Annotated in this window: 28 protein-coding genes and 1 pseudogene; 18 read left to right on the top strand and 11 right to left on the bottom strand. The window is 58.3% G+C overall.

Annotated features, from left to right (window positions below):
* Positions 1-17 precede the first annotated feature (17 nt).
* The 3 genes and pseudogenes from CAter10_RS20680 to CAter10_RS20670 form a co-directional block, all read right to left on the bottom strand.
* Positions 18-1,055 carry an MlaD family protein gene (locus CAter10_RS20680; protein WP_335340173.1) on the bottom strand — a complete coding sequence of 346 codons (1,038 nt, stop codon included), beginning with the start codon at positions 1,053-1,055 and terminating at the stop codon, positions 18-20.
* Entirely contained in the window at positions 1,030-1,812 is a 783-nt protein-coding gene (locus CAter10_RS20675; protein ID WP_061534932.1) for an ABC transporter ATP-binding protein, read from the bottom strand. The genes CAter10_RS20680 and CAter10_RS20675 overlap by 26 nt, the downstream gene beginning before the upstream one ends.
* Positions 1,812-2,931: pseudogene (locus CAter10_RS20670) on the bottom strand (MlaE family ABC transporter permease). Before CAter10_RS20670 ends, CAter10_RS20675 begins: the two are co-directional and overlap by 1 nt.
* Before the next feature lie 185 nt (positions 2,932-3,116).
* On the opposite strand from CAter10_RS20670, the gene CAter10_RS20665 reads away from it, so the two are divergent.
* Genes CAter10_RS20665 through CAter10_RS23850 form a run of 4 tightly spaced genes read left to right on the top strand, consistent with a single transcriptional unit; the run spans position 3,117 to position 5,472 of the window.
* The gene (locus CAter10_RS20665; protein WP_061535489.1) at positions 3,117-3,989 is read left to right on the top strand and encodes a biotin--[acetyl-CoA-carboxylase] ligase; all 873 of its coding nucleotides are present in this window, start codon (positions 3,117-3,119) and stop codon (positions 3,987-3,989) included.
* A 3-nt stretch (positions 3,990-3,992) separates the two neighbouring features.
* A complete protein-coding gene (locus CAter10_RS20660; protein WP_061534931.1) occupies positions 3,993-4,781 on the top strand; it encodes a type III pantothenate kinase in 789 nt (262 codons plus the stop codon).
* The gene (locus CAter10_RS23855) at positions 4,775-5,089 is read left to right on the top strand and encodes a hypothetical protein (protein WP_061534930.1); all 315 of its coding nucleotides are present in this window, start codon (positions 4,775-4,777) and stop codon (positions 5,087-5,089) included. Before CAter10_RS20660 ends, CAter10_RS23855 begins: the two co-directional genes overlap by 7 nt.
* Before the next feature lie 50 nt (positions 5,090-5,139).
* Positions 5,140-5,472 carry an SPOR domain-containing protein gene (locus tag CAter10_RS23850; RefSeq protein WP_061534929.1) on the top strand — a complete coding sequence of 111 codons (333 nt, stop codon included), beginning with the start codon at positions 5,140-5,142 and terminating at the stop codon, positions 5,470-5,472.
* On the opposite strand, the gene CAter10_RS22195 is transcribed toward CAter10_RS23850, so the two are convergent.
* Positions 5,469-5,660, bottom strand: coding sequence for a cysteine-rich CWC family protein (locus CAter10_RS22195; protein WP_082798011.1), 192 nt, complete (start codon positions 5,658-5,660; stop codon positions 5,469-5,471). The genes CAter10_RS23850 and CAter10_RS22195 overlap by 4 nt on opposite strands.
* A gap of 560 nt (positions 5,661-6,220) precedes the next feature.
* Between CAter10_RS22195 and argB the strand changes: the two genes are divergently transcribed.
* Positions 6,221-7,123 (top strand): acetylglutamate kinase, encoded by a 903-nt coding sequence (gene argB, locus CAter10_RS20645; protein ID WP_061534928.1) that lies wholly within the window; start codon positions 6,221-6,223, stop codon positions 7,121-7,123.
* 60 nt (positions 7,124-7,183) lie between these two features.
* On the opposite strand, the gene CAter10_RS20640 is transcribed toward argB, so the two are convergent.
* Complete coding sequence (locus CAter10_RS20640) at positions 7,184-7,900, bottom strand: pseudouridine synthase (RefSeq protein WP_061534927.1); 717 nt, start codon at positions 7,898-7,900, stop codon at positions 7,184-7,186.
* Positions 7,901-8,039: 139 nt separating this feature from the next.
* Here CAter10_RS20640 and CAter10_RS20635 point away from each other — a divergent pair, with 139 nt between their 5' ends.
* Positions 8,040-8,387 carry a low molecular weight protein tyrosine phosphatase family protein gene (locus CAter10_RS20635; protein WP_061534926.1) on the top strand — a complete coding sequence of 116 codons (348 nt, stop codon included), beginning with the start codon at positions 8,040-8,042 and terminating at the stop codon, positions 8,385-8,387.
* A gap of 12 nt (positions 8,388-8,399) precedes the next feature.
* On the opposite strand, the gene ycaO is transcribed toward CAter10_RS20635, so the two are convergent.
* Entirely contained in the window at positions 8,400-10,127 is a 1,728-nt protein-coding gene (ycaO, locus tag CAter10_RS20630) for a 30S ribosomal protein S12 methylthiotransferase accessory factor YcaO (protein WP_061534925.1), read from the bottom strand.
* A 187-nt stretch (positions 10,128-10,314) separates the two neighbouring features.
* Positions 10,315-10,893: a DNA-3-methyladenine glycosylase I gene (locus CAter10_RS20625; protein ID WP_061534924.1), complete on the bottom strand. Its 579-nt coding sequence runs from the start codon at positions 10,891-10,893 to the stop codon at positions 10,315-10,317.
* Positions 10,894-11,198: 305 nt separating this feature from the next.
* Here CAter10_RS20625 and CAter10_RS20620 point away from each other — a divergent pair, with 305 nt between their 5' ends.
* A complete protein-coding gene (locus CAter10_RS20620; RefSeq protein WP_061534923.1) occupies positions 11,199-12,047 on the top strand; it encodes a D-amino acid aminotransferase in 849 nt (282 codons plus the stop codon).
* Between the two features lie 167 nt (positions 12,048-12,214).
* A complete protein-coding gene (locus CAter10_RS20615; protein WP_061534922.1) occupies positions 12,215-12,502 on the top strand; it encodes a DUF493 family protein in 288 nt (95 codons plus the stop codon).
* 19 nt (positions 12,503-12,521) lie between these two features.
* On the opposite strand, the gene gcvA is transcribed toward CAter10_RS20615, so the two are convergent.
* Positions 12,522-13,448, bottom strand: a complete 927-nt coding sequence (gene gcvA, locus CAter10_RS20610) for a transcriptional regulator GcvA (protein ID WP_061534921.1) — start codon at positions 13,446-13,448, stop codon at positions 12,522-12,524.
* Positions 13,449-13,606: 158 nt separating this feature from the next.
* Between gcvA and CAter10_RS20605 the strand changes: the two genes are divergently transcribed.
* The 8 genes from CAter10_RS20605 to CAter10_RS20570 all read left to right on the top strand — a co-directional run bounded on the left by CAter10_RS20605 (position 13,607) and on the right by CAter10_RS20570 (position 19,992).
* A complete protein-coding gene (locus CAter10_RS20605) occupies positions 13,607-13,924 on the top strand; it encodes a DUF2917 domain-containing protein (protein ID WP_082798010.1) in 318 nt (105 codons plus the stop codon).
* Between the two features lie 4 nt (positions 13,925-13,928).
* Positions 13,929-14,570: a glutathione S-transferase family protein gene (locus CAter10_RS20600; RefSeq protein WP_231879085.1), complete on the top strand. Its 642-nt coding sequence runs from the start codon at positions 13,929-13,931 to the stop codon at positions 14,568-14,570.
* A gap of 52 nt (positions 14,571-14,622) precedes the next feature.
* Positions 14,623-15,297 carry a lipoyl(octanoyl) transferase LipB gene (gene lipB / locus CAter10_RS20595; protein ID WP_061534919.1) on the top strand — a complete coding sequence of 225 codons (675 nt, stop codon included), beginning with the start codon at positions 14,623-14,625 and terminating at the stop codon, positions 15,295-15,297.
* Positions 15,298-15,365: 68 nt separating this feature from the next.
* Positions 15,366-16,373 (top strand): lipoyl synthase, encoded by a 1,008-nt coding sequence (gene lipA / locus CAter10_RS20590; RefSeq protein ID WP_061534918.1) that lies wholly within the window; start codon positions 15,366-15,368, stop codon positions 16,371-16,373.
* Between the two features lie 456 nt (positions 16,374-16,829).
* Positions 16,830-17,393 carry a TetR/AcrR family transcriptional regulator gene (locus CAter10_RS20585; protein ID WP_061534917.1) on the top strand — a complete coding sequence of 188 codons (564 nt, stop codon included), beginning with the start codon at positions 16,830-16,832 and terminating at the stop codon, positions 17,391-17,393.
* Between the two features lie 52 nt (positions 17,394-17,445).
* On the top strand, positions 17,446-17,925 hold the full coding sequence (locus tag CAter10_RS20580; protein ID WP_061535487.1) for a nuclear transport factor 2 family protein: 480 nt from the start codon (positions 17,446-17,448) through the stop codon (positions 17,923-17,925).
* Between the two features lie 55 nt (positions 17,926-17,980).
* The gene (cynS, locus tag CAter10_RS20575; protein ID WP_061534916.1) at positions 17,981-18,430 is read left to right on the top strand and encodes a cyanase; all 450 of its coding nucleotides are present in this window, start codon (positions 17,981-17,983) and stop codon (positions 18,428-18,430) included.
* Between the two features lie 305 nt (positions 18,431-18,735).
* The gene (locus CAter10_RS20570; protein WP_231879083.1) at positions 18,736-19,992 is read left to right on the top strand and encodes an alkaline phosphatase family protein; all 1,257 of its coding nucleotides are present in this window, start codon (positions 18,736-18,738) and stop codon (positions 19,990-19,992) included.
* A 93-nt stretch (positions 19,993-20,085) separates the two neighbouring features.
* Here CAter10_RS20570 and CAter10_RS23845 read toward each other — a convergent pair whose 3' ends face one another.
* Positions 20,086-20,751: a TVP38/TMEM64 family protein gene (locus tag CAter10_RS23845; RefSeq protein WP_231879081.1), complete on the bottom strand. Its 666-nt coding sequence runs from the start codon at positions 20,749-20,751 to the stop codon at positions 20,086-20,088.
* 111 nt (positions 20,752-20,862) lie between these two features.
* Here CAter10_RS23845 and CAter10_RS23840 point away from each other — a divergent pair, with 111 nt between their 5' ends.
* Positions 20,863-21,027 (top strand): SH3 domain-containing protein, encoded by a 165-nt coding sequence (locus tag CAter10_RS23840; protein ID WP_236905422.1) that lies wholly within the window; start codon positions 20,863-20,865, stop codon positions 21,025-21,027.
* On the top strand, positions 21,018-21,500 hold the full coding sequence (locus CAter10_RS24070) for an SH3 domain-containing protein (RefSeq protein ID WP_261340456.1): 483 nt from the start codon (positions 21,018-21,020) through the stop codon (positions 21,498-21,500). Before CAter10_RS23840 ends, CAter10_RS24070 begins: the two co-directional genes overlap by 10 nt.
* A 70-nt stretch (positions 21,501-21,570) precedes the next feature.
* On the opposite strand, the gene CAter10_RS20550 is transcribed toward CAter10_RS24070, so the two are convergent.
* The gene (locus tag CAter10_RS20550; protein ID WP_061534912.1) at positions 21,571-21,987 is read right to left on the bottom strand and encodes a F0F1 ATP synthase subunit epsilon; all 417 of its coding nucleotides are present in this window, start codon (positions 21,985-21,987) and stop codon (positions 21,571-21,573) included.
* A gap of 192 nt (positions 21,988-22,179) precedes the next feature.
* The gene (gene pcp, locus CAter10_RS20545) at positions 22,180-22,839 is read right to left on the bottom strand and encodes a pyroglutamyl-peptidase I (protein WP_061535485.1); all 660 of its coding nucleotides are present in this window, start codon (positions 22,837-22,839) and stop codon (positions 22,180-22,182) included.
* Positions 22,840-22,906 lie beyond the last annotated feature (67 nt).

The raw sequence follows: 22,906 nt of genomic DNA, 5'->3' as shown, positions 1-22,906 counted from the left end.
TGATGAGCGCTGGCAGGTTAGCGGCCAGGTGCAGGTGCGGCAAAGCCGACCTCTCCCGGCCCCGGCGGCAGCCCCTTGCTGCCGAACAGGATGCTTTGCGGCTGCTGGTTGAAATGGTCCATCGTCTGGTTCAGCGTGCGCATCGATGAGCGCGCTTCGTCAGCCAGGGTATTGAAACGCGGCAGCGTATCGTATTGCAAGCCGTTGACCACCGAACCGATGTGTTGCGCAGCGCCCGACAAGTTCGTTACTGCGCCGTCCGGTCCTTGCAAACTGGCGGTCAGGGTATTGAGGCTCTTGCTCAGTACGGTCATGTTGTCGGACAGCGCGGTGATGGATTTCAAGGCCTGGTTCATCTGGCCGGTCAGTGCCGGCAGTTGGCGCAAGGTCGGCGCCATTTGTTGCGGAATGGACTGGAACTCATTGGCGGTGTTGCTGATGTCGCTGAAGGCCTTGACCATGGTTTTCTGGTTGGCCGGATCGAGCAGGTTATTGAGCTTACTGACCATCTCGTCGGCGCGCGCCAGGATCACCGCGCCCTTGCTTTGCAGGTTGTCGAACAGGCTCGGGCGCAGCTCGATCCGCGCCGGATTGGCCTTGCTGCTGACCAGCCGGACTGGCTGGCTGCCGTCATCGTCGAGCTGGACGTAGGCGATACCGGTCACGCCCTGGTAGCCCAGCGTGCCGAAAGTGGATTGCGTCATCGGCGTATCCGGATTGACTTTGATCTGGATCAGGATCTGCCCCGGCACCTTGGGATCGAAGGTGATCGCCTCAACCTTGCCGGCGTCCAGACCGCGATAGCGGACATCGGCTTGCGGATTGAGGCCCGGCACCGACAGCTTGGTGGCGATCTCGTAGGGCACGCGCTCGACGCGGTCGCTGTTGAACCACATCACGCCGAAAATGGCCGCGACCAGCAGGACCACGGTGAAGAGCCGGCGATCAGGGCATGCGATTTGTTTTCCATAAGACTTCCTATCGTTGCACCAGCGGCAATGCACTACTGCCAAGGCTGGCGGCAAGTTGTCAGCCGCATGTATCGTGTTCGACATTGCGGGCTGTGAGAAAAAATGAAGTAATAAACGGATGATGCACTTTCATCACCTTTTCCGGCGTGTCGTAGGCGATCACGTGCTTGTCGGCCAGCACGGCAATCTTGGTCGATAGCGCCAGCAATGGTTCCAGGTCGTGCGTGATCATCACGACGGTCAGGTGCATGTCCTTGTGCAGCGAACGGATCAACTCGATGAATGCCGCCGACGATGCCGGATCGAGTCCCGCGGTCGGTTCATCCAGGAACAGCAGTTCTGGTTCCAGCGACAACGCTCGCGCCAATGCCACCCGTTTGATCATGCCTCCCGACAGATCGGATGGCATCTTCAACGCATGTTCAGGACCGATACCCGCCATCTGCAGCTTCAGCAGCGCTGCATCGCGGATCAGGCTGTCCGGCAGCGCGCGCAGTTCGCGCATCGGCAACGCTACGTTGTCCAGCACCGTCAGCGCCGAAAACAAAGCGCCTTGCTGGAACAACATGCCCCAGCGATTTTGCAGCGAGTACATTTGATCGACATCGGCCTTGCTGACGTCGACGCCGAATACTTTGACGGTGCCTTTGGTGGGCCGGTTCAGTCCCAAAACCTGGCGCACCAGCGTGGTCTTGCCGGAGCCGGAGCCGCCTACCAGGCCGACGATTTCGCCGGCATTGATGCTCAGGTCGAGATCCTGGTGAATCACGGTCTGGCCGAACTGGGTCCACAGCTTGTCGATTTCGATAATGGGTTGCACGTTCGCCTGTGTGTTATCCATCAGAATCCCACACCGCTGAAAATGATTGCAAACACCGCATCGGCGACGATGACAATGGTAATCGCGCTGACCACTGATGTCGTGGTGCCATGGCCGAGGCTCTCGGTATTCGGTTCGATGCGCAGGCCGAAGTAGCAGGCAACCATCGCGATCAGGCCGCCGAACACCGCCCCTTGCCGAGTCCGATCAGGTAGTTGGGCAGCGGCACCGCATTCGGCAACTGCTGCAGGAAATAGGTCGGCGACAAGCCCAGTTGCAACTGGGCCGCCACCATGCCGCCGATCAGTGCAATCGCATCGGTCCAGATCACCAGCAGCGGCATCGCCACCAGCAACGCCAGCACGCGTGGCAGGATCAGCCGGAAGCCGTGCGGCAGGCCCATCACCAGCATCGCATCGAGTTCTTCCGTGACGCGCATCACGCCCAGCTGCGCAGTAATCGCCGAACCGGAACGGCCGGCCACCAGGATCGCCGCCAGCAACGGCCCCAGTTCGCGGATGATGCTCATGCCGAGAATGTTGACCAGGTAGATGTCACCGCCGAAAGTATGCAGCTGTTGCGCCGACAGGAAAGACAGCACCACGCCGATCAGGAAACCCACCAGTGCGGTAATGCCAAAGCCTGGTAGCCGACATGATAGATATTGGCGGAAATCTCTTTCCACGGCGCCCGGTGCGGGATTTGCAGCATGCGCAGGAAATCCAGCATCAGTTGACCGAGCAGCGTGATGAAGCCGGACACGTGGTCAAGCATCGTGCTGCCGATGTCATAGATGCGGTTGAATAGACGTTGTCGCGGCGGCCTGGGCGGTAACGCCAGCGCACCTGCGGCGTCCAGGCGCTGGAAGAAATCGCGGTGCTGCGGCGCCACGATCAATTGCGGCGGCCGCGCCTTGCCCCAGGCGTTCCACAGCAGTTGGGCGCCGATATGGTCCAGGGTGCCGATGTGCGACAAGTCCCAGCGCAAGCCGTCACGGCCCGCCAGGCTCTTCAGTTTGCCCTGGATCGCCTTGATCACGCCTGGTTGCGTCAGCGCGTGTACCTGCCAGTTGCCGCGCGCGGCGATCAGGTTGCCATCGGTCAGGTCGAGAATGGGAGTCGAGGAATCGGAATTCGGCATCGCATCAGTTTAAGGGAGAATTACCATTCGCACTATTGCGGGCGGTGCAAAAACAGCAGGGAAGGTGAAATCCGGCAGCCGGATTGTCAATTTACCGGCGAAAATCGCTGTAGTGACCGCTAACTTACGCCTGACGTCAGGCTAACCCATTTCATCGCAACCCGCATCCCGCTACAATGCGCGGCATGACCGCCCAATCTTTTGTCCCATATTCTTTCGCGACGCCATTGTCGGCAGCGCGCATTGCCGCATTTGCCGGCCATCATGCCGAGCATTGCCGGATTGAAGTGGTGGCCGAAACCGGTTCCACCAATGCCGATCTGCTGGCGCGGGTTTCGATCAACAATGCGTTCGACAATGCCGGCGGCAAATCGTCGCCGGCGCTAACGGCGCCGACCCTGCTGGCGGCCGAGATGCAAACCGCCGGCCGCGGTCGTGCCGGCCGGCCTTGGCTGAGTGCACCGTCGGCGGCGCTGACGTTTTCGCTGGCCTGGCCGTTTTCCTGTCCGTTGCAGGCGCTGGTTGGGCTGCCGCTGGCGGTCGGCGTGACGATTGCCGAGACCTTGGCCGATTTCGGCGTCACGGTGCAATTGAAATGGCCGAACGATGTGTTGCAGGGCGGCCGCAAACTGGCTGGAATCCTGATCGAAACCGCAACCGCGCCCACGCAGGACAAGCAGGTGTGGGCGGTGATCGGCATCGGCCTCAATATCGCGATTTCCGAACAGTTGCAGCAACAGATAGGCCGCAGCACCGCCAACCTGCCATCGGCGGCGGCGCAGGACCGCGACTTGCTGCTGGCTTCGTTGCTGACGGCGTTGGCCCGCAACATGCAGCAATTCGAGAGCGAAGGCCTGGCAGCCTTTGTCGAGCGCTGGAATCGCCTGCATGCCTTTGCCGGCCAGCAGGTAGTGATCCTGGATCAGGGCCAGACCCTGCATGAAGGCCAGGCGCTGGGCATCGATCATATCGGCAGGCTATTGCTGCAGACCGACCACGGCAGCGCGCCGATTGCCATCATGGCCGGCGACATTTCCCTGCGCCCGAAAGAAGACTGAACCATGACGATGCTCTTGATCGATGTTGGTAACACCCGCATCAAATGGGCCAGCGCGCCGCTTCCTTCAACTGAGGCACAAGCGCCCGGGGTATGGCTGGAGAGCGGTTCGGCCGCGCATTCTGAACTCATGGAACTGGGCGCGCGCTGGAGCCGCTTGGCGGTGTCCCGCGTGTTGGTCTCCAACGTAGCCGGCGCGCAATTGCACGAACGGCTGCAGGCTGTGCTTGAGGCGAGCGTTGGTGCGCAAGCGCCGGTCAACTGGTTTGCCTCGCCGCTGCAACTGGGCGCGCTGCGCAACGGCTATCGACAACCGGCGCAGCTCGGTTGCGACCGTTTTGCCGCAGCGCTTGGCGCGCAACGCCTGTTCCCACAGCAGGCATTGATCGTCGCCACCTGCGGTACTGCTACCACTATCGATGCCGTCAGCGCCGACGGCTTGTTTGCCGGTGGCATGATCCTGCCGGGCCTGGGTTTGATGGCTACGTCGCTAGCGCGCAGCACCGCTCAGCTGCCGCACATCCGCGAGCACGTAGAGGTGACTGCACTGTTTGCCGACAATACCGACGACGCTATCATCAGCGGCTGCATCAACGCCCAGGTCGGCGCCATCGAACGTGCGGTGGCGATGCAGGCGCGGCAGTATCCGGACGGCAAAATACGCTGTATCGTGGCGGGCGGCTCGGCGGCATTGATTGCACCATATCTGTCGATAGAGCACGAAACAGTTGATAATCTGGTACTAATCGGCCTGCAAACCGCGGCGACACATCTTTCGACCCAATTATGCTGAAACTCATCTTCTGGCTGCTGTTACTGGCGAATGCCGCCTTGTTTGCCGCCGAGCGCGGCTATCTCGGTGCGCTCTACAGCGACGGCCGCGAGCCGGCCCGCGTAGGCAAACAACTGCAGGCCGACAAGATCAAGCTGCTGACGGCGGACGCCGTCCCTGTCGCCGCAGCGGCTTCCACGCCGGCTGCCGCCGCGAGCAACGACAGCGCGCCACCTCAGGTTGCCGATGTTGCACCGGTGGCCTGTACCGAAATCGGCAATTTCAATGCTGCCGAGGCACGCCGCTTTCGAGTCAACTGGCTGAGCTGACGCCGAGCATCAAATTCGCCCGGCGTGACGTTCAGGAAGTGGCAAGCCACATGGTGTACCTGCCATCCCTGGGCAGCAAGGAAGCGGCCGACAAGAAGGCAGACGATCTGCGCCGGCTCGGAATCAGCGATTTTTTCGTGATCCAGGACAGCAGCCCTTTGCGCTTCGGCATTTCACTGGGGATCTTCAAGACCGACGAAGCAGCCCAGAAGCAGGTGGCCAACCTGGCCAAGCGTGGCCTGACCGGCGCCAAGGTCGGCAGCCGCAACGCCAGTTCGACCAAGGTGGCGTTCCAGCTACGTGACCTCGGCGGCGCATCGAAATCCGCCTTCGACAAGATCAAGGCGGATTTTCCCGCTCAGGAAGTACGCAGCTGTCACTAAGCCTGCTGGCCATCCTTTGGCCTGGACGATTGCAGCAGGCGCTGCAGGCAGTCGGGACAATAGCACTGGGCGGTAGTCGCGGCAGTGACGCTCGGGAGCGGCGGCAACTGGCTGCACCAGCACGGCTGCTCGGAGTGTTGAGCGGCGCCGCAGGAAAATTCCCGACGACAGATGGGGCATTGCGCCATTACGTTGATCCTTTAGCGTAAGTTGATGTCTGGAAATTGACTGGGTTTGATCGGGGGGTGTTGTTATTAAGGTAAAAAACAAACTCCCGAAATGTTGCAGTGGCGCGGCTATTATTTGCACCATGCAACGCAGCCAGCGCACTCTTTGACTTGAACCCTTCGGGAAAGGCGGCAAGTGTCGCATGCCGTTGTTGCTCGGGGCGGCCTCCGCTCCTTGCCGTAGCACCGCTACGTCGCGTCGTCGCGCTAGGCACGCAACGCCTGCCGCACGTTCGCACTCCTAAATTAAATGTTAACAGACCCTAGCATATGCTTACGCAACAACATGCAAGGAATGGCCGGGTTGTCGCACCTAATTTGGCGCATTTCCATGTAAAATCGCGCTGATCCATTGCGCAGCGATTTATGACTCCACCGAGTTGCAGTCTTTGCACCCTTTTACTTTCTTCTGACAAGCTGTCTCAGGTCCCAGCCTCCGCCACGGGTCGTTAGCCGCCGGTATCCTGCCGGGCCGCGATTCCCCTCAGGCAGCCGATCAGAAATCTCTTGTAGGACTGTTCATGGCCGATTTGACCAACAATCTTGCCAACGTTGCCCCAGGAATCAAAGCAGAAATTCTGGCCGAGGCGTTACCATACATCCGTCAATTCCACGGAAAAACCATCGTCGTCAAATACGGCGGCAATGCAATGACTGAAGAACGCCTGAAACACGGTTTCGCGCGCGACGTGATTTTGCTGAAGCTGGTCGGCATGAACCCGGTGGTGGTGCATGGCGGCGGTCCGCAAATCGACAACGCGCTGAAGAAAATCGGCAAGCAAGGCACCTTCGTGCAAGGCATGCGGATTACCGACGAAGAAACCATGGAAGTGGTGGAGTGGGTGCTGGGCGGCGAAGTGCAGCAGGATATCGTGATGCTGATCAACCATTACGGCGGCCAGGCAGTGGGCCTGACCGGCAAGGACGGCGGCTTGATCCGCGCCCGCAAATACCGCATGCCGGACCGGGAAAAGCCGGGCGAATTCCTCGACATCGGCTACGTCGGTGAAATCGAAGCGATCAATCCGGCGGTGGTCAAGGCGCTGCAGGACGATGCCTTCATCCCGATCATCTCGCCGATCGGCTTTGGCGCCGACGGCCAGGCCTACAACATCAATGCCGACGTCGTGGCCGGCAAGATCGCCGAAATCCTGCATGCCGAAAAGTTGATCATGATGACCAACATCGCCGGCGTGCAAGACAAGCAGGGCAATCTGGTGACCGACCTGTCGGCACGCGAGATCGACGAAATGTTCAAGGACGGCACCATCTCCGGCGGCATGCTGCCGAAGATTTCGTCGGCACTGGATGCCGCCAAGTCGGGCGTCAACACCGTCCACATCATCGATGGGCGCATCGAGCACTCGCTGTTGCTGGAAGTGTTGACCGAGCAGGCTTTCGGCACCATGATCCGCTCGCACTAAGCTGCTGCGAGGACTGGAAACAAAAAGCGCAAGGTTCGGGCCTTGCGCTTTTTTTATATCTTAAGTCGGTACCAGCAACGCCAGGTGCTCCGGCTCCAGGTAAATCCATTCGCCTAATTCCAGTTCCAATGAATCCAGCGTCAGGCCGCCAATCGCAGTGCGGCGCAAGGCGGTGCAATGGTTGCCGGCGGCGACCAGCATGCGCTTTACCTGATGGTATTTGCCCTGTTCCAGCACGATTTCGACTTCATGTTCGCCCACCTTGCGGCAGCTGACGGCGGCCAGGGGCTGTGGCTCATCGTGCAATTTGACGCCGGCCAGCAGGCTTTGCACCAGTTCCTCCGTCACCGGATCATGCGTAGTGGCGACATACAGCTTCGGCACATGGCGCTTCGGCGACGATTGGGCGTGGATGAAGCTGCCGTCGTCCGACATCAGCAGCAGGCCGGTGGTGTCGTGGTCGAGCCGGCCAACCGGCTGCACATCGCGCCAGCTGAACTGTTCGGGCAGGATGCTCAGCACGCCGGGATGATGGCTCGGTTTGCGTGAACATTCGATGTCGGAAGGTTTGTTGAGCACGATATAGACGTGCTCGCGATAGGTCCATTCTTCGTCGAACAGCGTGAACACCAAGCCCTCGGTATCGGGCATGGCTTTGTAGTCGGTCACGACTTCGCCGTTGATGGCGACTTCGCCATCTTCAATTAATTCGCGGCAATATTTGCGGCTGCCGAAGCCTTGCGATTGCAGGATTCGGTCTAGGGTCAGTTTAGGCATGGCGGAAATGTAGCAGAATGGTACAAGGACGAAAAGAGCGGCGTCCCATGCAGCATGTTGTTAAATCAAATTAAATCAAAACAAATGAATTGCCTGCAACGGCAAATCGAAAAATGAGCAAGATCAACGACCGGGATCAATGACCAAATTACTCTTTGTCTGCAGCCGTAACCAGTGGCGCAGCCCCACCGGTGAGCAGGTCTGGCGACGCCAGCCGGGCATTCAGGCCCGTTCGGCGGGAACCAGCCCGAATGCGCGCCACAAGATCAGCGCCGCCGATATTGCCTGGGCGGACCTGATCCTGGTCATGGAGAGCAAACACAAAAACCGGATCAAGGCAGAATTTGGACGCCTATTGGAACACAAACCGATCCATGTGCTGGATATTCCGGATGAATACCAATACATGGATCCGGAACTGGTCGAGCAACTGACCGGCGCCGTGGCCCAGATACTGGCCGACAACGAGCCCGAACCGGGATTGTAGTTCGCTGCCGGATTATGCCAGTTTGGCGGCGTTCAGCTTGGCATAGGCAGCCAGCAGGCGTTGGTGCATGTCGCAGCCTTCCAGGTTCAGGCCAGGTGCATTCAAGCTGAAGAAGCGTTGTTCGCGGTTCAACAGGGCCCTGGCTTGCTGCAGTGTGGCTGCACTGTACAGGTGTTGCAGCGATCCGACATAAGCGGAGGCATCGCCCAAGCCAATCAGGCTTTCGATGCAGCGATACACCAGTTGGCGCTCGACGCTGATCTGGTTGAAATGACGGATCCAGTCGCAGCCTTCGCGTACCGCATCGAGATCGCCGATGGCCAGCGCCAGCAAGGTTTTCAGTTCGCCGACGCGCAACTCTTTCCACAACGAGCCGGCATCGGCGGCCAGGCCAATCAGCGCGGCGACCGGACGTTGGTCGGCCAGGCCCAGTTCATTCAAGGTTTCCAGCAAGTCGACGCACTCGTCGTCGTCCAGGTCGGACAGGTAAAGGATCGGCTCACGGATGTCGTTGCCGGCGCTGCTGTTATCCCATTCCAGGTCTTCCACCGGATAGATTTCGGACATGCCAGGCACCAGGATGCGGCAGGCGTACACGCCCAGATGGTCGAAATCGGCGATGTAGATATCGTGGCCGGTAGCGTGGATGGCGGCCACCGACCAGACATAGTCTTCGGCCGTGGTGCTGCTGAAATTCCAGTCGCGGAATTCGAAATCCGGCGTGGCGCGCAGGAAATTCCAGCCGATGATACCGCTGGAATCGACGAAGTGGATTTCCAGGTTTTGCGAATGCGCGATTTCTTCCAGGTCGAAGCACGGTTCAGGGAAACCGTCCAGCGCATCCAGCGCGCGGCCTTGCAACAGTTCGGTCAGCGCACGTTCCAGCGCGATCTCGAAACGCGGGTGGGCGCCGAAGCTGGAGAAGCAACCCTGGTCGCGCGGATTGAGCAGGGTCACGTTCATGACCGGGTACTTGCCGCCCAGCGATGCATCTTTCACCAGGATGCCGAAACCGGCGGCGCGCAGGTCGCGGACGCCGGCGGCGATGCGCGGGTAGCGGGCGATCACTTCTTGTGGCACATCCGGCAGGCACAGGCCTTCCTTGATGATGCGGAACTTGACGGCGCGCTCGAAGATTTCCGAGATTGCCTGGGTGCGCGCTTCGGCAGGCGTATTCCCGGCCGACATGCCGTTGCTGACATACAGGTTGCCGATAATGTTGACCGGGAACCAGACCGTGGCGCCGTCGCGCTCGCGCACGTACGGGATCGCGCAAATGCCGCGTTCTTCATTGCCCGAGTTGTAATCGACCAGGGTGGTGGCCTCGACCGTGCCTTCGGGGTTGTAGAACTTTTGCAGCTCCGGCGTCAGCAGGCCGTCAGGCCAGCTTTCGTTGTCGTCGTTGAGCTTGAACCATTTTTCGCGCGGGTAATGTACAAACGCGGCGTCGGCGTTCTTTTCGCCCAGGTAGTAGTGGTTCCAGAAATAATTGCAGGACAGGCGTTCAAGGAATTCGCCCAGCGCGCTGGCGCGCGAAGCTTGTTCCGACGCGCCTTTGCCGTTGGTGAACAGCAGCGGACAGTCGCGGTCGCGGATATGCACCGACCAGACGCCATCCACAGGATGCAGCCACGAGCGTTCTTCAATATGGAAGCCGAGCTTGTCCAGCCTGGATTGCATCGCACTGATGGACGATTCGAGCGAGGCATCTTTGCCCGCAATGAAACTTTCGGTGGTCATGGGGATTCCTGGGGTGAGGGTACTGAAGTGGACGCGAGCGAAGCAGGAGGGTGGGGTGGCTGCGATTGGGCCTGGTGGCAACAATCGCATAACAACCCCGTTAGCGCCGCGGAATGGCGCGATGATACTCTGTGTGACCGCTCACAACCGCTTCAATGCACAATTACTCCGGGAACGGCTCCCGCAGCTATTCCTTGACAGCCTGGTGCCTGAAACACTCGACACAATGGTCGTTGACCATGCCGATCGCCTGCATGTAGGCGTAGATGATGGTGGAACCGACGAATTTGAAGCCGCGCTTCGACAGATCCTTGGAAATCCGGTCCGACAAAGGTGTCTTGGCGGGGTTGCCTCCCAGCAATGTCCACTGGTTCTGGATCGGTTCACCGTCAACGAAAGCCCATAGATAGGCATCCAGGCCGCCCAACTCCGCTTTCAGGCGCAGATAAGCCTGGGCATTGGTGATGGTTGCGGCGACTTTCAGGCGATTGCGGACAATGCCGGCATCGGCCAGTAGCGCAGCCATCTTGTCCTGGTCGTAGCGGGCGATTTTCCTGGCGTCCCAGTTGTCGAACGCGCGCCGGTAGTTGTCGCGCTTGTTGAGGATGGTCTCCCAGCTGAGGCCGGCCTGCGCCCCTTCCAGGTTCAGCATTTCGAACAGTTGTACTTCATCGTGGCAGGGCTGGCCCCATTCCTGGTCGTGATAGGCCAAGTAGCGCGGATTGGCGGGATTGGCCCAGGCGCAGCGGGTAAGTTCAGTGGTCATGGTCGATGCTTAGGAGGAGCGTTGCCGGTCCTCGAAGTTGAAGTACGCACATGCTACCGCATCGCGCCGAAATCATCTGGCGCGACTGGTGTCGATGCGCAGGTAGTTGGCCAGGCTCGAATTGTTGCTCAGCTTGCGGTTCAGGCCGAACGCCGCCATCGCCGCCCATGCGAAAGATTGCCGCAGCCGGCTGCTTGAACGACCGGAAAAGCCCTAACAACGGTTGTTGTACATACTTTTTTTGCATACCGGGCGCGCCATCGCTGTGCCAGAATTGACCTCTCTACTTTTTTAGGAATCCGATCATGCAAGACCCGCTGGTCTATCTCAATGGCAGCATGACTCCGCTGTCCGAAGCGCGCATCCCCGTCCTTGACCGCGGCTTCATTTTCGGCGACGGCGTGTATGAAGTGATTCCTATCTATGCACGCAAATTATTCCGCGCCGAGCATCATCTGGCGCGCCTGTTCCGCAGCCTGGCGAAAATCAGTATTCCAAATCCGCATGACAAAGAACAGTGGATGAAGCTGATCCAGGGCGTGATTGATGCTCATCCGGCAGACGACCAGATGGTCTACATCCATGTCACGCGCGGCGTCGCCAAGCGCGCCCACGCGTTCCCGAAAGAACCGCTGACGCCGACCGTGTTCATCATGACCAATCCGCTGGTGCTGCCAAGTACGGCCCTGCGCGCCAGCGGCGTACCGTGCGTGTCGATGGAAGACCAGCGCTGGCTGCATTGCGAAATCAAGTCGATTTCGCTGCTCGGTAACGTGCTGGCAGCTCAGAACGCCGCCCAGCACGGCGTGGTGGAAGCGATCCAGTTCCGCGATGGCTGGTTGACTGAGGCCTCCTCGTCGAATGTCTGGATCGTCAAGAACGGCAAACTGATGGCGCCGCCTAAGGATAATTTGATCCTGGAAGGCATCCGCTACCGTTTGATCGAGGAGTTGTGCGCTGCCGGCGGCATTCCATTCGAAGCGCGCCGGATTTCCCGCGACGAGGTATTCAGCGCCGATGAAGTGCTGCTGTCGTCGGCTACCAAGGAAGTGTTGCCAGTGGTCTCGATCGACGGCAAAGCTATTGGAAATGGCGAGCCAGGCCCCATATACAAGCAGTTATACGAAGCCTATCAGCAAGCCAAGGCAGCCTGACCGCAAGAAATTATCAGGTCGCACAGCAAGCAAAACGGCAGGGTGGGGGCAGTATTGCCTTTCCACCCTGTTTCTGTTTTGGCAAGCCGCTCTTGCAGAATGCCGCGCCGCTGATAAGCTAGGAGAGTAAACTACCTGCTTGCAACATCACTAAAGAGTAAAAGACCATGACCGACCTGACCAAGCCTATCGATCCCGCAGACAGCCTGATCGAATATCCAAGCGTGTTTCCCATCAAGATCATGGGACCGACGCATGATGCTTTCGTCGAGACCATCGTTGGCGTAGTGAAGCAGCACGACCCTACTTTTCACATCGACAAGCTGGAGGTGCGGCCGTCGTCCAAGGGCAATTACACCGGCCTGACAGCGAATGTGTATGCCGTCCACCGTGAGCAGCTGGACAATCTGTACCGCGCCTTGTCTTCCCATCCGATGGTCAAGATGGTGCTGTAAATTCAGCTTATATCTTGCGTCAAGGCTCGGGTCCCCCGGGCCATTCGCTCTGCGCCTTGAAATTACGGATTTCAGCCTTCAGCCAGTGATGAAAAGCCTGTACCTGCGGCTTGTCCAGCGCTTCTTTGGTGCAGGCGAAATAATAGGATAAGGGGCAGCGCGCGACGACGTCGAACAACCGCACCAGCTCCCCCGAAGCGATTTCCTGCAGCGCCAGCGCATGTCGCGTCAGCGCGATTCCCAAACCATCCGAAGCCGAACGCAGCAGCATCGAGGCATCTTCGATCAGTAGCCCGCCGGTCGGCTCCACCAGATCAATACCTGCAGCCTCAAACCAGGGTAGCCAGGATGATTCGGTATCCATCCGCAGCAAGCTGCATTGCTCCAATTCCTGCGGTGTTTTCGGCAACTTGCCGCCGCGGTAGTGCGGGCTGGCCACCGGATAATAAAAATCATCCATGAGTTTTTCCACCACCAGGCCGGGATAGTTGCCCAGGCCGTAGCGCAGGCCGACGTCGATCGGTTCGCGTTCAAGGTCATTGAGGTGGCTGCTCGATTGCAGCACGACTTCGGTATCGGGATGCAGGTCGATGAACTTCCACAGCCGTGGCGCCAGCCAGCGCGCCGCGAAGGAGGGCAGCGCCGAGATCGTCAGGCGCTTTTGCTTGGCGTCGAGTTTCAGTGCTTCGGCGGCAACCGCGATTTCATTCAGCGATTTGCGGATGATGCCTGCAAAGCGCTGACCCTGGGCGGTGATGGTGATGCGCTTGCCGTGGCGCATGAACAACGGCACTCCCAGTTCCAGTTCCAGCGCCCGGATCTGATGACTGATAGCGCCCGGCGTCACGAAGATTTCCTCGGCCGCGCGGGAAAAACTTTCACTGCGCGCCGCTGCTTCGAAGGCGCGTAGGGCAGAGAGGTTCGGGAGTTTACGGAGATCGGCCATCTTCTATGAAAAAAACTATCAAGAGGAGAGAAAATTACTCGTTTTGTTAATCCTCACCGACTGCCTAAAATAGCCACATAGAAACGAGAAATGTCTATATCAAGGGCTTTGAAGAAGATATAGCCATCAATATACCAGCAGTTCCAAGGAGTGACATCATGAGAAAATTATTAGCTAACGAATCGTTGACCATCGGCGCCGGCCAGGCCATGTCGGTGATCGCCCCAGTGGCGCAAACGCTGCAAATCATGCGCGGCCGCGTGTGGGTGACGGTAGCTGGACAGGGCGATGACTATTGGCTGTCCGCAGGTCAGTTCCTGACCGTGGCTGCCGATAGCCACATCGTCATCGAAGCCGACAAGAGCAGCAGCCTGGTGCAGGTGCAGCAACTGTCGACCCGCCTGCCGTCATCCAGCGCCCGCGCCGGTTTCAGCAAGCCTGGGACAAGCAACCGCGGCGCTCCGGTTACCTGCTGATTAGATGCCGGATATGCAAGACAGTATCGTGTTCTACGGCAACGCCAGTTCCGGGCACGTCTACAAAGTCGCCCTGATGCTGGCGGTCGGCGGTATTCAGCATAGGTATCAGGCAATCGATATCGACCAGCCGCGCCACCTGCGGCCGGAACCGTTCCGTAGCTTGTCGCGCTTCGGCGAAGTGCCTTTGCTAGTGCACGACGGCCAGCCATATGTGCAATCGGATGCGATTCTCTACCATTTGGCCGAGCACACCGGCCGTTTTGGTGCCGAATCGGTGTCACGCATGGCGCGCGTGCGCGAATGGCTGTTCTGGGAGGCCAACCGGCTAGGCATGTGCCTGCCGCAGTTGCGCTATGCGCGCAGCTTTGCCGCCCCAGGTGAATTCCCGCCCGGCGCCGTGGCGTGGCTGCAACAGCGTTTCGATCTTGATATCGCCCGGCTGGAGACGGAATTGTCCGACGGCCGCAGCTTCATTCTGGACGAGCAGCCAACCATCGCCGATTTTTCCCTGTGTGGCTACCTGTTCTGGGCTGACGACGCAAAAGTCACGCTGCCGCCGCATGTCGCCGCTTGGCTGAAACGCATCAGTAAATTGCCAGGATGGCAATCTCCAGAGGCTTTGCTGACCTCGCCTGCAGCCTGATGACGCGCCCGGTTCTGCACGCCGGGCGCTGATTTTCGGTACACTGGCGTCTATGTCCAGCGCGCAGCAACCCATTTCCCTCGATCTTCGGCAACGCCCCCAGATTATTCAACGTGGTCTTGAATCGTACCAAGCCAGTTTCGACGCGATGCGCGCCTTTACCGACGCGCGTAGCGCCGATACGCCCGATCAGTTGTGGATCGTCGAGCATCCGCCGGTATTTACGCTAGGCCTGGGGGCCGATCGCAGCCACGTACTGGCGCCACACGACATTCCCGTTATCCAGACAGATCGCGGCGGCGAGGTGACCTTTCACGGCCCTGGCCAGGTGGTGATTTACCTGCTGCTCGACCTGCGTCGCCAGCGCCCGGCGGCGCGTTTATTCGTGCGCGAATTCGTCCAAGGCATCGAGCAGGCGGTGATCGACACGCTGGCAGCGTATAATCTGGCCGGTGAACGCAAGCCCGGCGCGCCCGGGATCTATGTCGCCGACGGCGCCTGGCAAGGTGCGAAAATCGCCGCCCTTGGCTTGAAAGTCAGAGCCAGCGGCTGCACCTACCACGGTGTATCGCTTAATGTGGCCATGGACCTGACGCCGTTTTCGTGGATCAATCCATGCGGCTACGAAGGCCTGGCGACGGTCGATATGAAAACACTGGGTGTTGATGCTGCTCTCTCAGAGGTGCAGTCAGCGCTTGCTCACAAATTGATGGACCGCTTTAACTGAATTAATCGAATCAACTGAATAACTGAGTGCGCCCGGGCGCAATTAAGCCACAGCAAGGAAATGCCTTCATGACAACCGAAACCAACTCGTCGCTGCCAACCGAAACTGGCGTTGCTGCTGCCGGCTACAACCCGTCCGAAAAGCAGAAAGGCGCCAACAAGACTTCGCGCATTCCGATCAAGATCGTTCCAATCGAGCGCCTGCAAAAGCCGGACTGGATCCGCGTCAAGGCGGCATCGCCGTCGTCGCGCTTCTACGAAATCAAGGACATCCTGCGCGCCAACAACCTGGTGACGGTATGCGAAGAAGCCAGTTGCCCGAACATCGGCGAATGCTTCGGCAAAGGCACTGCAACCTTCATGATCATGGGCGACAAGTGTACCCGTCGCTGTCCGTTCTGCGATGTCGGCCATGGTCGTCCTGATCCGCTCGACGTCAACGAACCGGAAAACCTGGCCAAGACCATCGCTGCGCTGAAATTGAACTACGTTGTCATCACCAGCGTCGACCGCGACGATCTGCGCGACGGCGGCGCCGGCCATTTCGCCGAATGCATCCGCCACGTGCGTGCGCTGTCGCCAAACACCCGCATCGAAATCCTGGTGCCGGATTTCCGCGGCCGCATGGACCGTGCTCTGGAAATCCTCAACCTGGCGCCGCCTGACGTGATGAACCACAACCTGGAAACTGCGCCGCGCCTGTACAAGGAGGCGCGCCCGGGTTCGGATTACGAATATTCGCTGAACCTGCTGAAACGCTTCAAGGCCCTGCATCCGAACACCCCGACCAAATCCGGCATCATGGTCGGCCTCGGCGAAACCGATGAAGAAGTGCTGCAAGTGATGCGTGACATGCGCGCTCATGACGTCGACATGCTGACAATTGGGCAGTACCTGATGCCAAGCGGGAATCACCTGCCGGTACGGCGCTACGTGCATCCGGACGTCTTCAAGATGTACGAAGAAGAAGCCTACAAGATGGGCTTTGCCCATGCCGCCGTAGGCGCGATGGTGCGTAGTTCCTACCATGCAGACCAGCAGGCACATGATGCCGGCATGGCTGTGAAAAATCAGTAACTTTTGCCTTTCCCACGGGTGAAAAATCCTGGCGGATTGATTGGTTTGGCGATGTCTCATTCGCAAGCCGATTAATTCGCCGCAAGCAGTCCTCCCTGCTTTTGCAATTGTCAGGTATTTGGCTTGATCGACGTGGCATCTTCGTGATCAAGTCTCCATGAGGGAGATCGCCAGGTGCTTGGCATCTCCACAAATACCGTCAGACACTATGTGCGCTCTGATGTCCTGGAGCCAGCCTATCCGATTGACGCACTCCAATGCGCCGGATCAGTGCGCCCTCAAACTTTCTCCTGACTCAAAGACGAAGCAATCAAATCCCGCAAGCTGCGCCATAGCTTGCAAGCGATCCATGCTGATTTTGTGCGTGGGGCTGCGAGGGCTCGTACTGCCGGATTGTCGTCTTTGTGCGATGAAAACGCTTGACGATGGTAGAACGTTCGTTCTACCATTCAACACATGAACGATATCTCCCCAAATGAAACCCAGAAAAAAATCTTGGAAGCGACTGAACGCCTGATTTACGCAGGCGGGATTTGTGCGACGGGAATGGATTTAATCGTCAAGACTTCGGGCGTGGCGAGGAAAAGCATTTATCGGTATTTCCTCAACAAGGATGAATTGGTCGCAGAAGTGCTGAGAAGACGCGACGAACGCTGGATGCAGTGGTTTACCGACGAGACCAATCGAGCCAACACGCCCACCGAGCGCCTGCTTTCGATGTTTTCTGTGCTTGAAAAGTGGTTTGTCTCTGCTGATTTCAGGGGCTGTGCATTCATCAATGCCGCGGGCGAAATAGGCGATGCAGACGACCCGATTCGCGCGGTTGCGAAGGAACATAAGATCAAGTTGCTCAATTTCTTGCGGCAGCTTGCAGAAGAATGCCGTGTTGAAGATCCGGCAGAACTGGCCTCGGAGCTTCTCGTCCTGGTCGATGGTGCAATTACGGTAGCGTTAGTAACCGGCAATAAGGAGTCGGCTCGGAGCGCGCAAAATGTTGCTCGCAAATTGCTGGGTCTTTGATCTTTCGCCGGAGTCGAATTTCAATCAACTCACTCACGATCTGGAGGTTTTCATGTCATCCGATAGCAATCTTCGTCCGCCACTTCCGCCGTTCACACTTGAGACGGCCATCAAAAAGGTACGCCTTGCCGAGGACGGTTGGAATTCGCGAGATGCTGCCAAGGTAGCGCTGGCTTATTCACTCGACACCAGGTGGCGCAACCGCGCGGAATTCGCGAACAATCGCGACGAAGCGCAAGCGTTCCTTGATCGAAAGTGGAAGAAAGAGCTGGACTACCGGTTGATCAAAGAATTGTGGGCCTTTGGAGGCAATCGGATTGCGGTGCGCTACGCGTACGAATGGCATGATGATTCCGGCAACTGGTTTCGCTCGTACGGTAACGAAAACTGGGAGTTCGGCGAAGATGGCCTGATGCAAAAACGTTACGCGTGCATCAACGATATGCCGATCAAGGAAGCGGAGCGCAAGTTTCGTTGGGCATTGGGAAGGCGTCCCGACGATCATCCGGGTTTGTCCGAGCTAGGCCTTTAACTTTCAGTGTCATCGCCAGTGGGTCTTTTTTCCTTGAACATTTCTTGAGGTATCTATGATTTCCGATCGCAATGAAGTAACCAGCATGATCCTGTCAGCGAAAGTCAGCAAAGGCATCAAATGGCACCAAGTGGCTGAGGCCATTGGCATGAGCAAGGAATGGACAACGGCCGGCTGCCTGGGCCAGATGACCTTCAACAGGGCCCAAGCCGAACGAGTCGGCGAGATTTTCGGCTTGTCCGACGAGGCGGTTGCCTGGCTACAGGTGGTGCCCTACAAAGGCTCGCTGCCGACGGCGGTACCGACCGACCCGCTGTTGTATCGCTGGTACGAGATTGTCAGCGTCTACGGCACCACGATCAAGGAATTGATCCACGAAGAATTCGGTGACGGCATCATGAGTGCAATCGATTTTTCAATGGACATCCAGCGTGAAGCCGACCCCAAAGGCGATCGCGTCAATGTCGTGTTGTCGGGAAAATTCCTTCCCTACAAGAGCTATTGACGGTGCGGCCCCTCCTGATCATTTGGCGAGGGGGCCGAATGCGTCGTCGGCCTTCGGCCTGAACAATTTTCAAGCTGAATGGGGCGGTCCAGGCCTCAGTCGCCAGTTCCAGCATGGTTTCGATGAACGTTAATATCTCGAATGTATTGAGAGCCTCTTCGGAGGCTTTTTTTCAAAAGATTGAAAACGCATCGGTCAAGTGCGCCGGCGTCGAGCAATGCCGCGTCGATCCGTCCAGCTGGTTCATGTCACGGTAATAAATTGTTGCTATCTTCTGTCATCGCTCCTTTTTTACAGAAAATGCCGTGAAAAATATTATTGCCGATCTGTCCTTGCGCGAATTGTTCTGCGTAGTGTTGGTTGTCTTGATTACTGGTTGCGCGCAGATTGCGCCCAAGCCGGTCGCGCAAGACGATAAAACGCCGCAGCCTGTCCCGGTGATTCTGGTGTCGATCGATGGCTTCAAACCGGATTATCTTAAACGCGGGGTCACGCCGCATCTCAATAGCTTGGCGGAGCAGGGCGCCCGCGCAGAGGCGATGCTGCCGTCTTTTCCCTCCATCACGTTTCCTAACCACTACGCGCTGGTAACGGGTTTGAGGCCGGACCGCAACGGCGTTGTCGGCAATACGATGGAGGATAAAGAGATACCGAACGTGCGTTTTAGCCTCGGCAATCGAGAAGCTTTGGCGGATCGCCGCTGGTGGGATGAAGCTGAGCCGGTGTGGAGTACAGCGGAGAAAAACGGCGTGCGTACAGCGACCATGTTCTGGCCTGGATCCGAGACAGCAATCCAAGGTGTCCGCCCTGGCCAATGGCGCCGCTTCGATAGCAAGGTGCCTGCGAATGATCGCGTGGACACCGTACTTGGGTGGCTGGATCAACCGATCTCGTCCCGCCCCGCTTTCCTGACGCTCTATTTTGACGAAGTCGATCACTCCGGACATGAGTATGGTCCTGACGCGCCGCAAACTACCCAGGCGGCGGCTCACGTCGATGCGGCGATCGGGCGTCTGATGGCTGGACTGAAGGCACGCAACATGAAGGCCAACATCGTCATTGTGTCTGATCATGGCATGGCGGCAATGAGCAGGCAGCGTGTCATCCGGCTGGACCAGATCGCAGAAAAATCAAGCTATCGGCTGATCACGAGCGGCACCTATGCCGGATTGGAAGCCGAGCCGGGGCAAGAAAATACGCTGGCGCTCGCACTGTTGAAACCGCACGATCACATGCAGTGCTGGCGCAAGGAAGAGATACCGGCACGCTTTCACTATGGCAGCAATGCGCGCGTACCGCGCTTCATCTGCCTTGCGGAAGTCGGCTGGCAAATTGCCGCCAGCGACAAGGCCGCAGAACACACGCCGGCCGGCGGACATGGCTACGACAACCAGGCTCCGGAAATGCAGGCGATCTTTATCGCTGCAGGGCCGTCATTTAAATCAGACATCGTGGTGGCGCCATTCGACAACGTTGACGTTTATCCTCTTGTGATGCGGTTGATTGGTCTAAAGCCGCTGCCGTCGGATGGCGGCCCGACATTGATGTCTACCTTGAATTAATTCTGTGATTGACATGAGCGCGGTGCGATTTTTTGGCGAACCATCGCGCGCTTGTGAAGGAAATATGGCATTGGCCTCAGGCCACGCGGCGGCTCAATACAGATGTAGCAGCTTGCCAATATAATCAAAAAACAGGCAATACAGCATGATAGGCAATGGCAAACCGAGCATGGTGCCGATCAGGTACTTATAGAATTTCACGCCAGATAACGCCAGCGCGTAATTCAGGGCGGGGACGGTCTGAAACAGCACCCTCAACAACGCGATGCTTTTGATTGGGTGCGCATCGAGACCGCGGAGCATTTTCAGTGCATAAGGGTTCTTCAACCCTCGCATCGCATCACCGCCGATGAAGCGTATTGTCAGGAAAGTGAAGCCGCAAGAGATGACTGCCGCGATATAGGTCGCCAGGCCACCCCAGATTTTTCCCAGAGAGAGTACCGCGGCAGCGAGAAATATCCAGCCCGGTATCTGGATCATGTTACCCAGGCAAAACAGCAGAACAAAGATCAGCAGGCCGCTGATTTTATTGTCGATGATCTGTTGACGAAGAAACGCCAAATTGAAATGTTCCCGCAACCCGGAAAATTGAAATAAGGCCAGCAGTGCCGCCAGAAACAGAACAACGATCAATAGCCGTTTGTAAGGGCGCATGGTGGGATCTCGTAAATGATTGTGGCTGACGGCATCCCACCTTCTGGGCGGTGCGCCAATAGTATTCTGCTGGAATGATACGGCAGTGTGTTGTAAAGCGGCCACGGGGTATTTGTTTAGGGGTATGCTTGACTCGGCTTTTTGATACGACAATGTAGACCGGAATTGCAGACTGTGCAGGACGCGGTATCGGTCGCCAACCTACTGGAGATGCTCATGATCCGCACCAGGCTGTTTCCGTTGATCGCAGCTGCCTGCCTCATCCTTCCTGTTGCCGCATCTGCGCAACAGCAGGCTTTTACCAGCAAGCCTGTCAACCTGCGCGCCGGCCCGGCGCGCGACTACCCGCTTGTGGCCAGTTACCTCCCGGCATGTCTGTGACGGTGGCGGGCTGTATCAACGGTTATACCTGGTGCGATGTGTACCTGCCGGACGGTAATCGCGGCTGGGTCTATGCGCAGAATCTGAATTATCCGTACCAGGGCAGCCAGGTGCCGTTGATGAGTTACGGTAGTGCGATCGGATTGCCGATTGTGGCATTCACCATTGGCGCCTATTGGGGACAATATTATCGTGGCCGTCCATGGTACCGTAATCAGGCGCATTGGTCGCATATCCGGCCTGGATTTGGCGGTGGACATCGCCCCGGTGTAAGGCCTCCTCCCGGACATGGCGCCCGTCCGCCGATAGGCGTCAGACCGCCTGGCGGTGGACATACCAGGCCGCCAGGTGGCGGGCACGTCAGGCCACCGGGTGGCGGCAAACCACCTGGCGGCGGTCACGTCAGACCGCCAAATGGCGGCAACCACGGCGGCGGCAGGCCGCATGGCGGAGCGCGACCGCAACCGCGGTAATTCGAGCGCGTTTTTTGCAGCAAGCGGCGTAGGAGGATCAACGAGCCTACGCCGGATAATCCAAACCAAACTATTTACCGCGCCGCATCTGCGCCAGCGTGGACAATTGCGCCACCGCTTCGGCCAGTTCGGCCTGCGCCAGTGCGTAATCGATATTCGATGTCTGGTTGTGCAGGCGTTCCTCGGCTTGTTGCCTGGCCAGGGTGGCCTTGGCTTCGTCGAGGTCCTTGCCGCGGATAGCGGTGTCGGCCAGAATGGTGACCGAGTACGGCTGGATTTCGGCGTAGCCGCCGGCGACATAGATGAAGTCGTCTTCGCCGGATACGCGTTTGATATGGACGGCGCCTGGTTTCAGGCGTGTGAGCAGCGGGGTATGACCCGGCAGGATGCCCAATGAGCCGGCGATGCCCGGCAGGGTGACCAATCCGGCACTACCGGCGTACAACTCGCCTTCCGGGCTGACGACGACGACTTTGGTTTCCGACATACAGGTTCCTGTGGCAAGACTGCGTTATCAGGGCATTTTCACCCTGCCAAGGAAGTCCTGCACATGCCGCTGGCGGAATCGGTACAGACGTCCTTGAGTCTCGTCCATCATACAAGATCGGCTTCAGGAAGATCAGGAATTTAAAAGGCTGGTCCAACGGATTACAAAAATGGGCCGGCATTTAACGCACCATTAGTGCAACTGGCCGCCACCTTCCTTGACATCCTTTTGCAGATTCATTGCGCTTTGCAACGCGCTGCGCAAACCTTCGACCACGGTTTCCAGCGCCAGGCTAGGCTGGCCGGGATGGCGCGCCGCCTGCGATGGAATATAGGGGATGTGAATGAAGCCGCCGCGCACGTTCGGCGCCTGTGTGGCAAGCCGATGCATCAAGCCGTAGAACACGTGGTTGCAAACGAAAGTGCCGGCGGTTTGTGATACTTCCGCTGGTACGCCGGCGTCGCGCATCGCCTTTACCATGCCCTTGATCGGCAGCGTTGAAAAATACGCCACGGGACCGTCGTCGACTATCGGCTGGTCGATCGGCTGACGGCCGGCGTTGTCGGCAATCCGTGCATCGTCGACATTAATCGCTACCCGCTCCAGCGACATCTGGCTGCGTCCACCGGCCTGCCCGACGCAGATCACCAGCACTGGTTTGAGTTCGGCGATCAGTTGATCCAGCACTTGCAGCGCTTCGCCAAACACGCACGGCAACTGGCGTGCGACCACACGAGCAGCGTCGCATTGCCAGCCGTCCAGCGTTCGTACCGCTTCCCAGGAGGGATTCAGCGGCTCTCGTTCGAAGGGCTCGAAGCCGGTCAGCAAAATGTTCTGTGAAGTTTTTTCCATGGGATTCCTGCGAATGGGAAATGCAGCAAAGATTGATGGCGGCATGAATTCCGCCATCCTCCTACGG

Origin of the sequence: Collimonas arenae, from assembly GCF_001584165.1 — a bacterium.
In the GTDB taxonomy this organism is placed as follows: Bacteria; Pseudomonadota; Gammaproteobacteria; order Burkholderiales; family Burkholderiaceae_D; genus Collimonas; species Collimonas arenae.
Note: the sequence above shows the minus strand (reverse complement) of the source record. Positions and strands in the feature narration are given on the sequence as shown.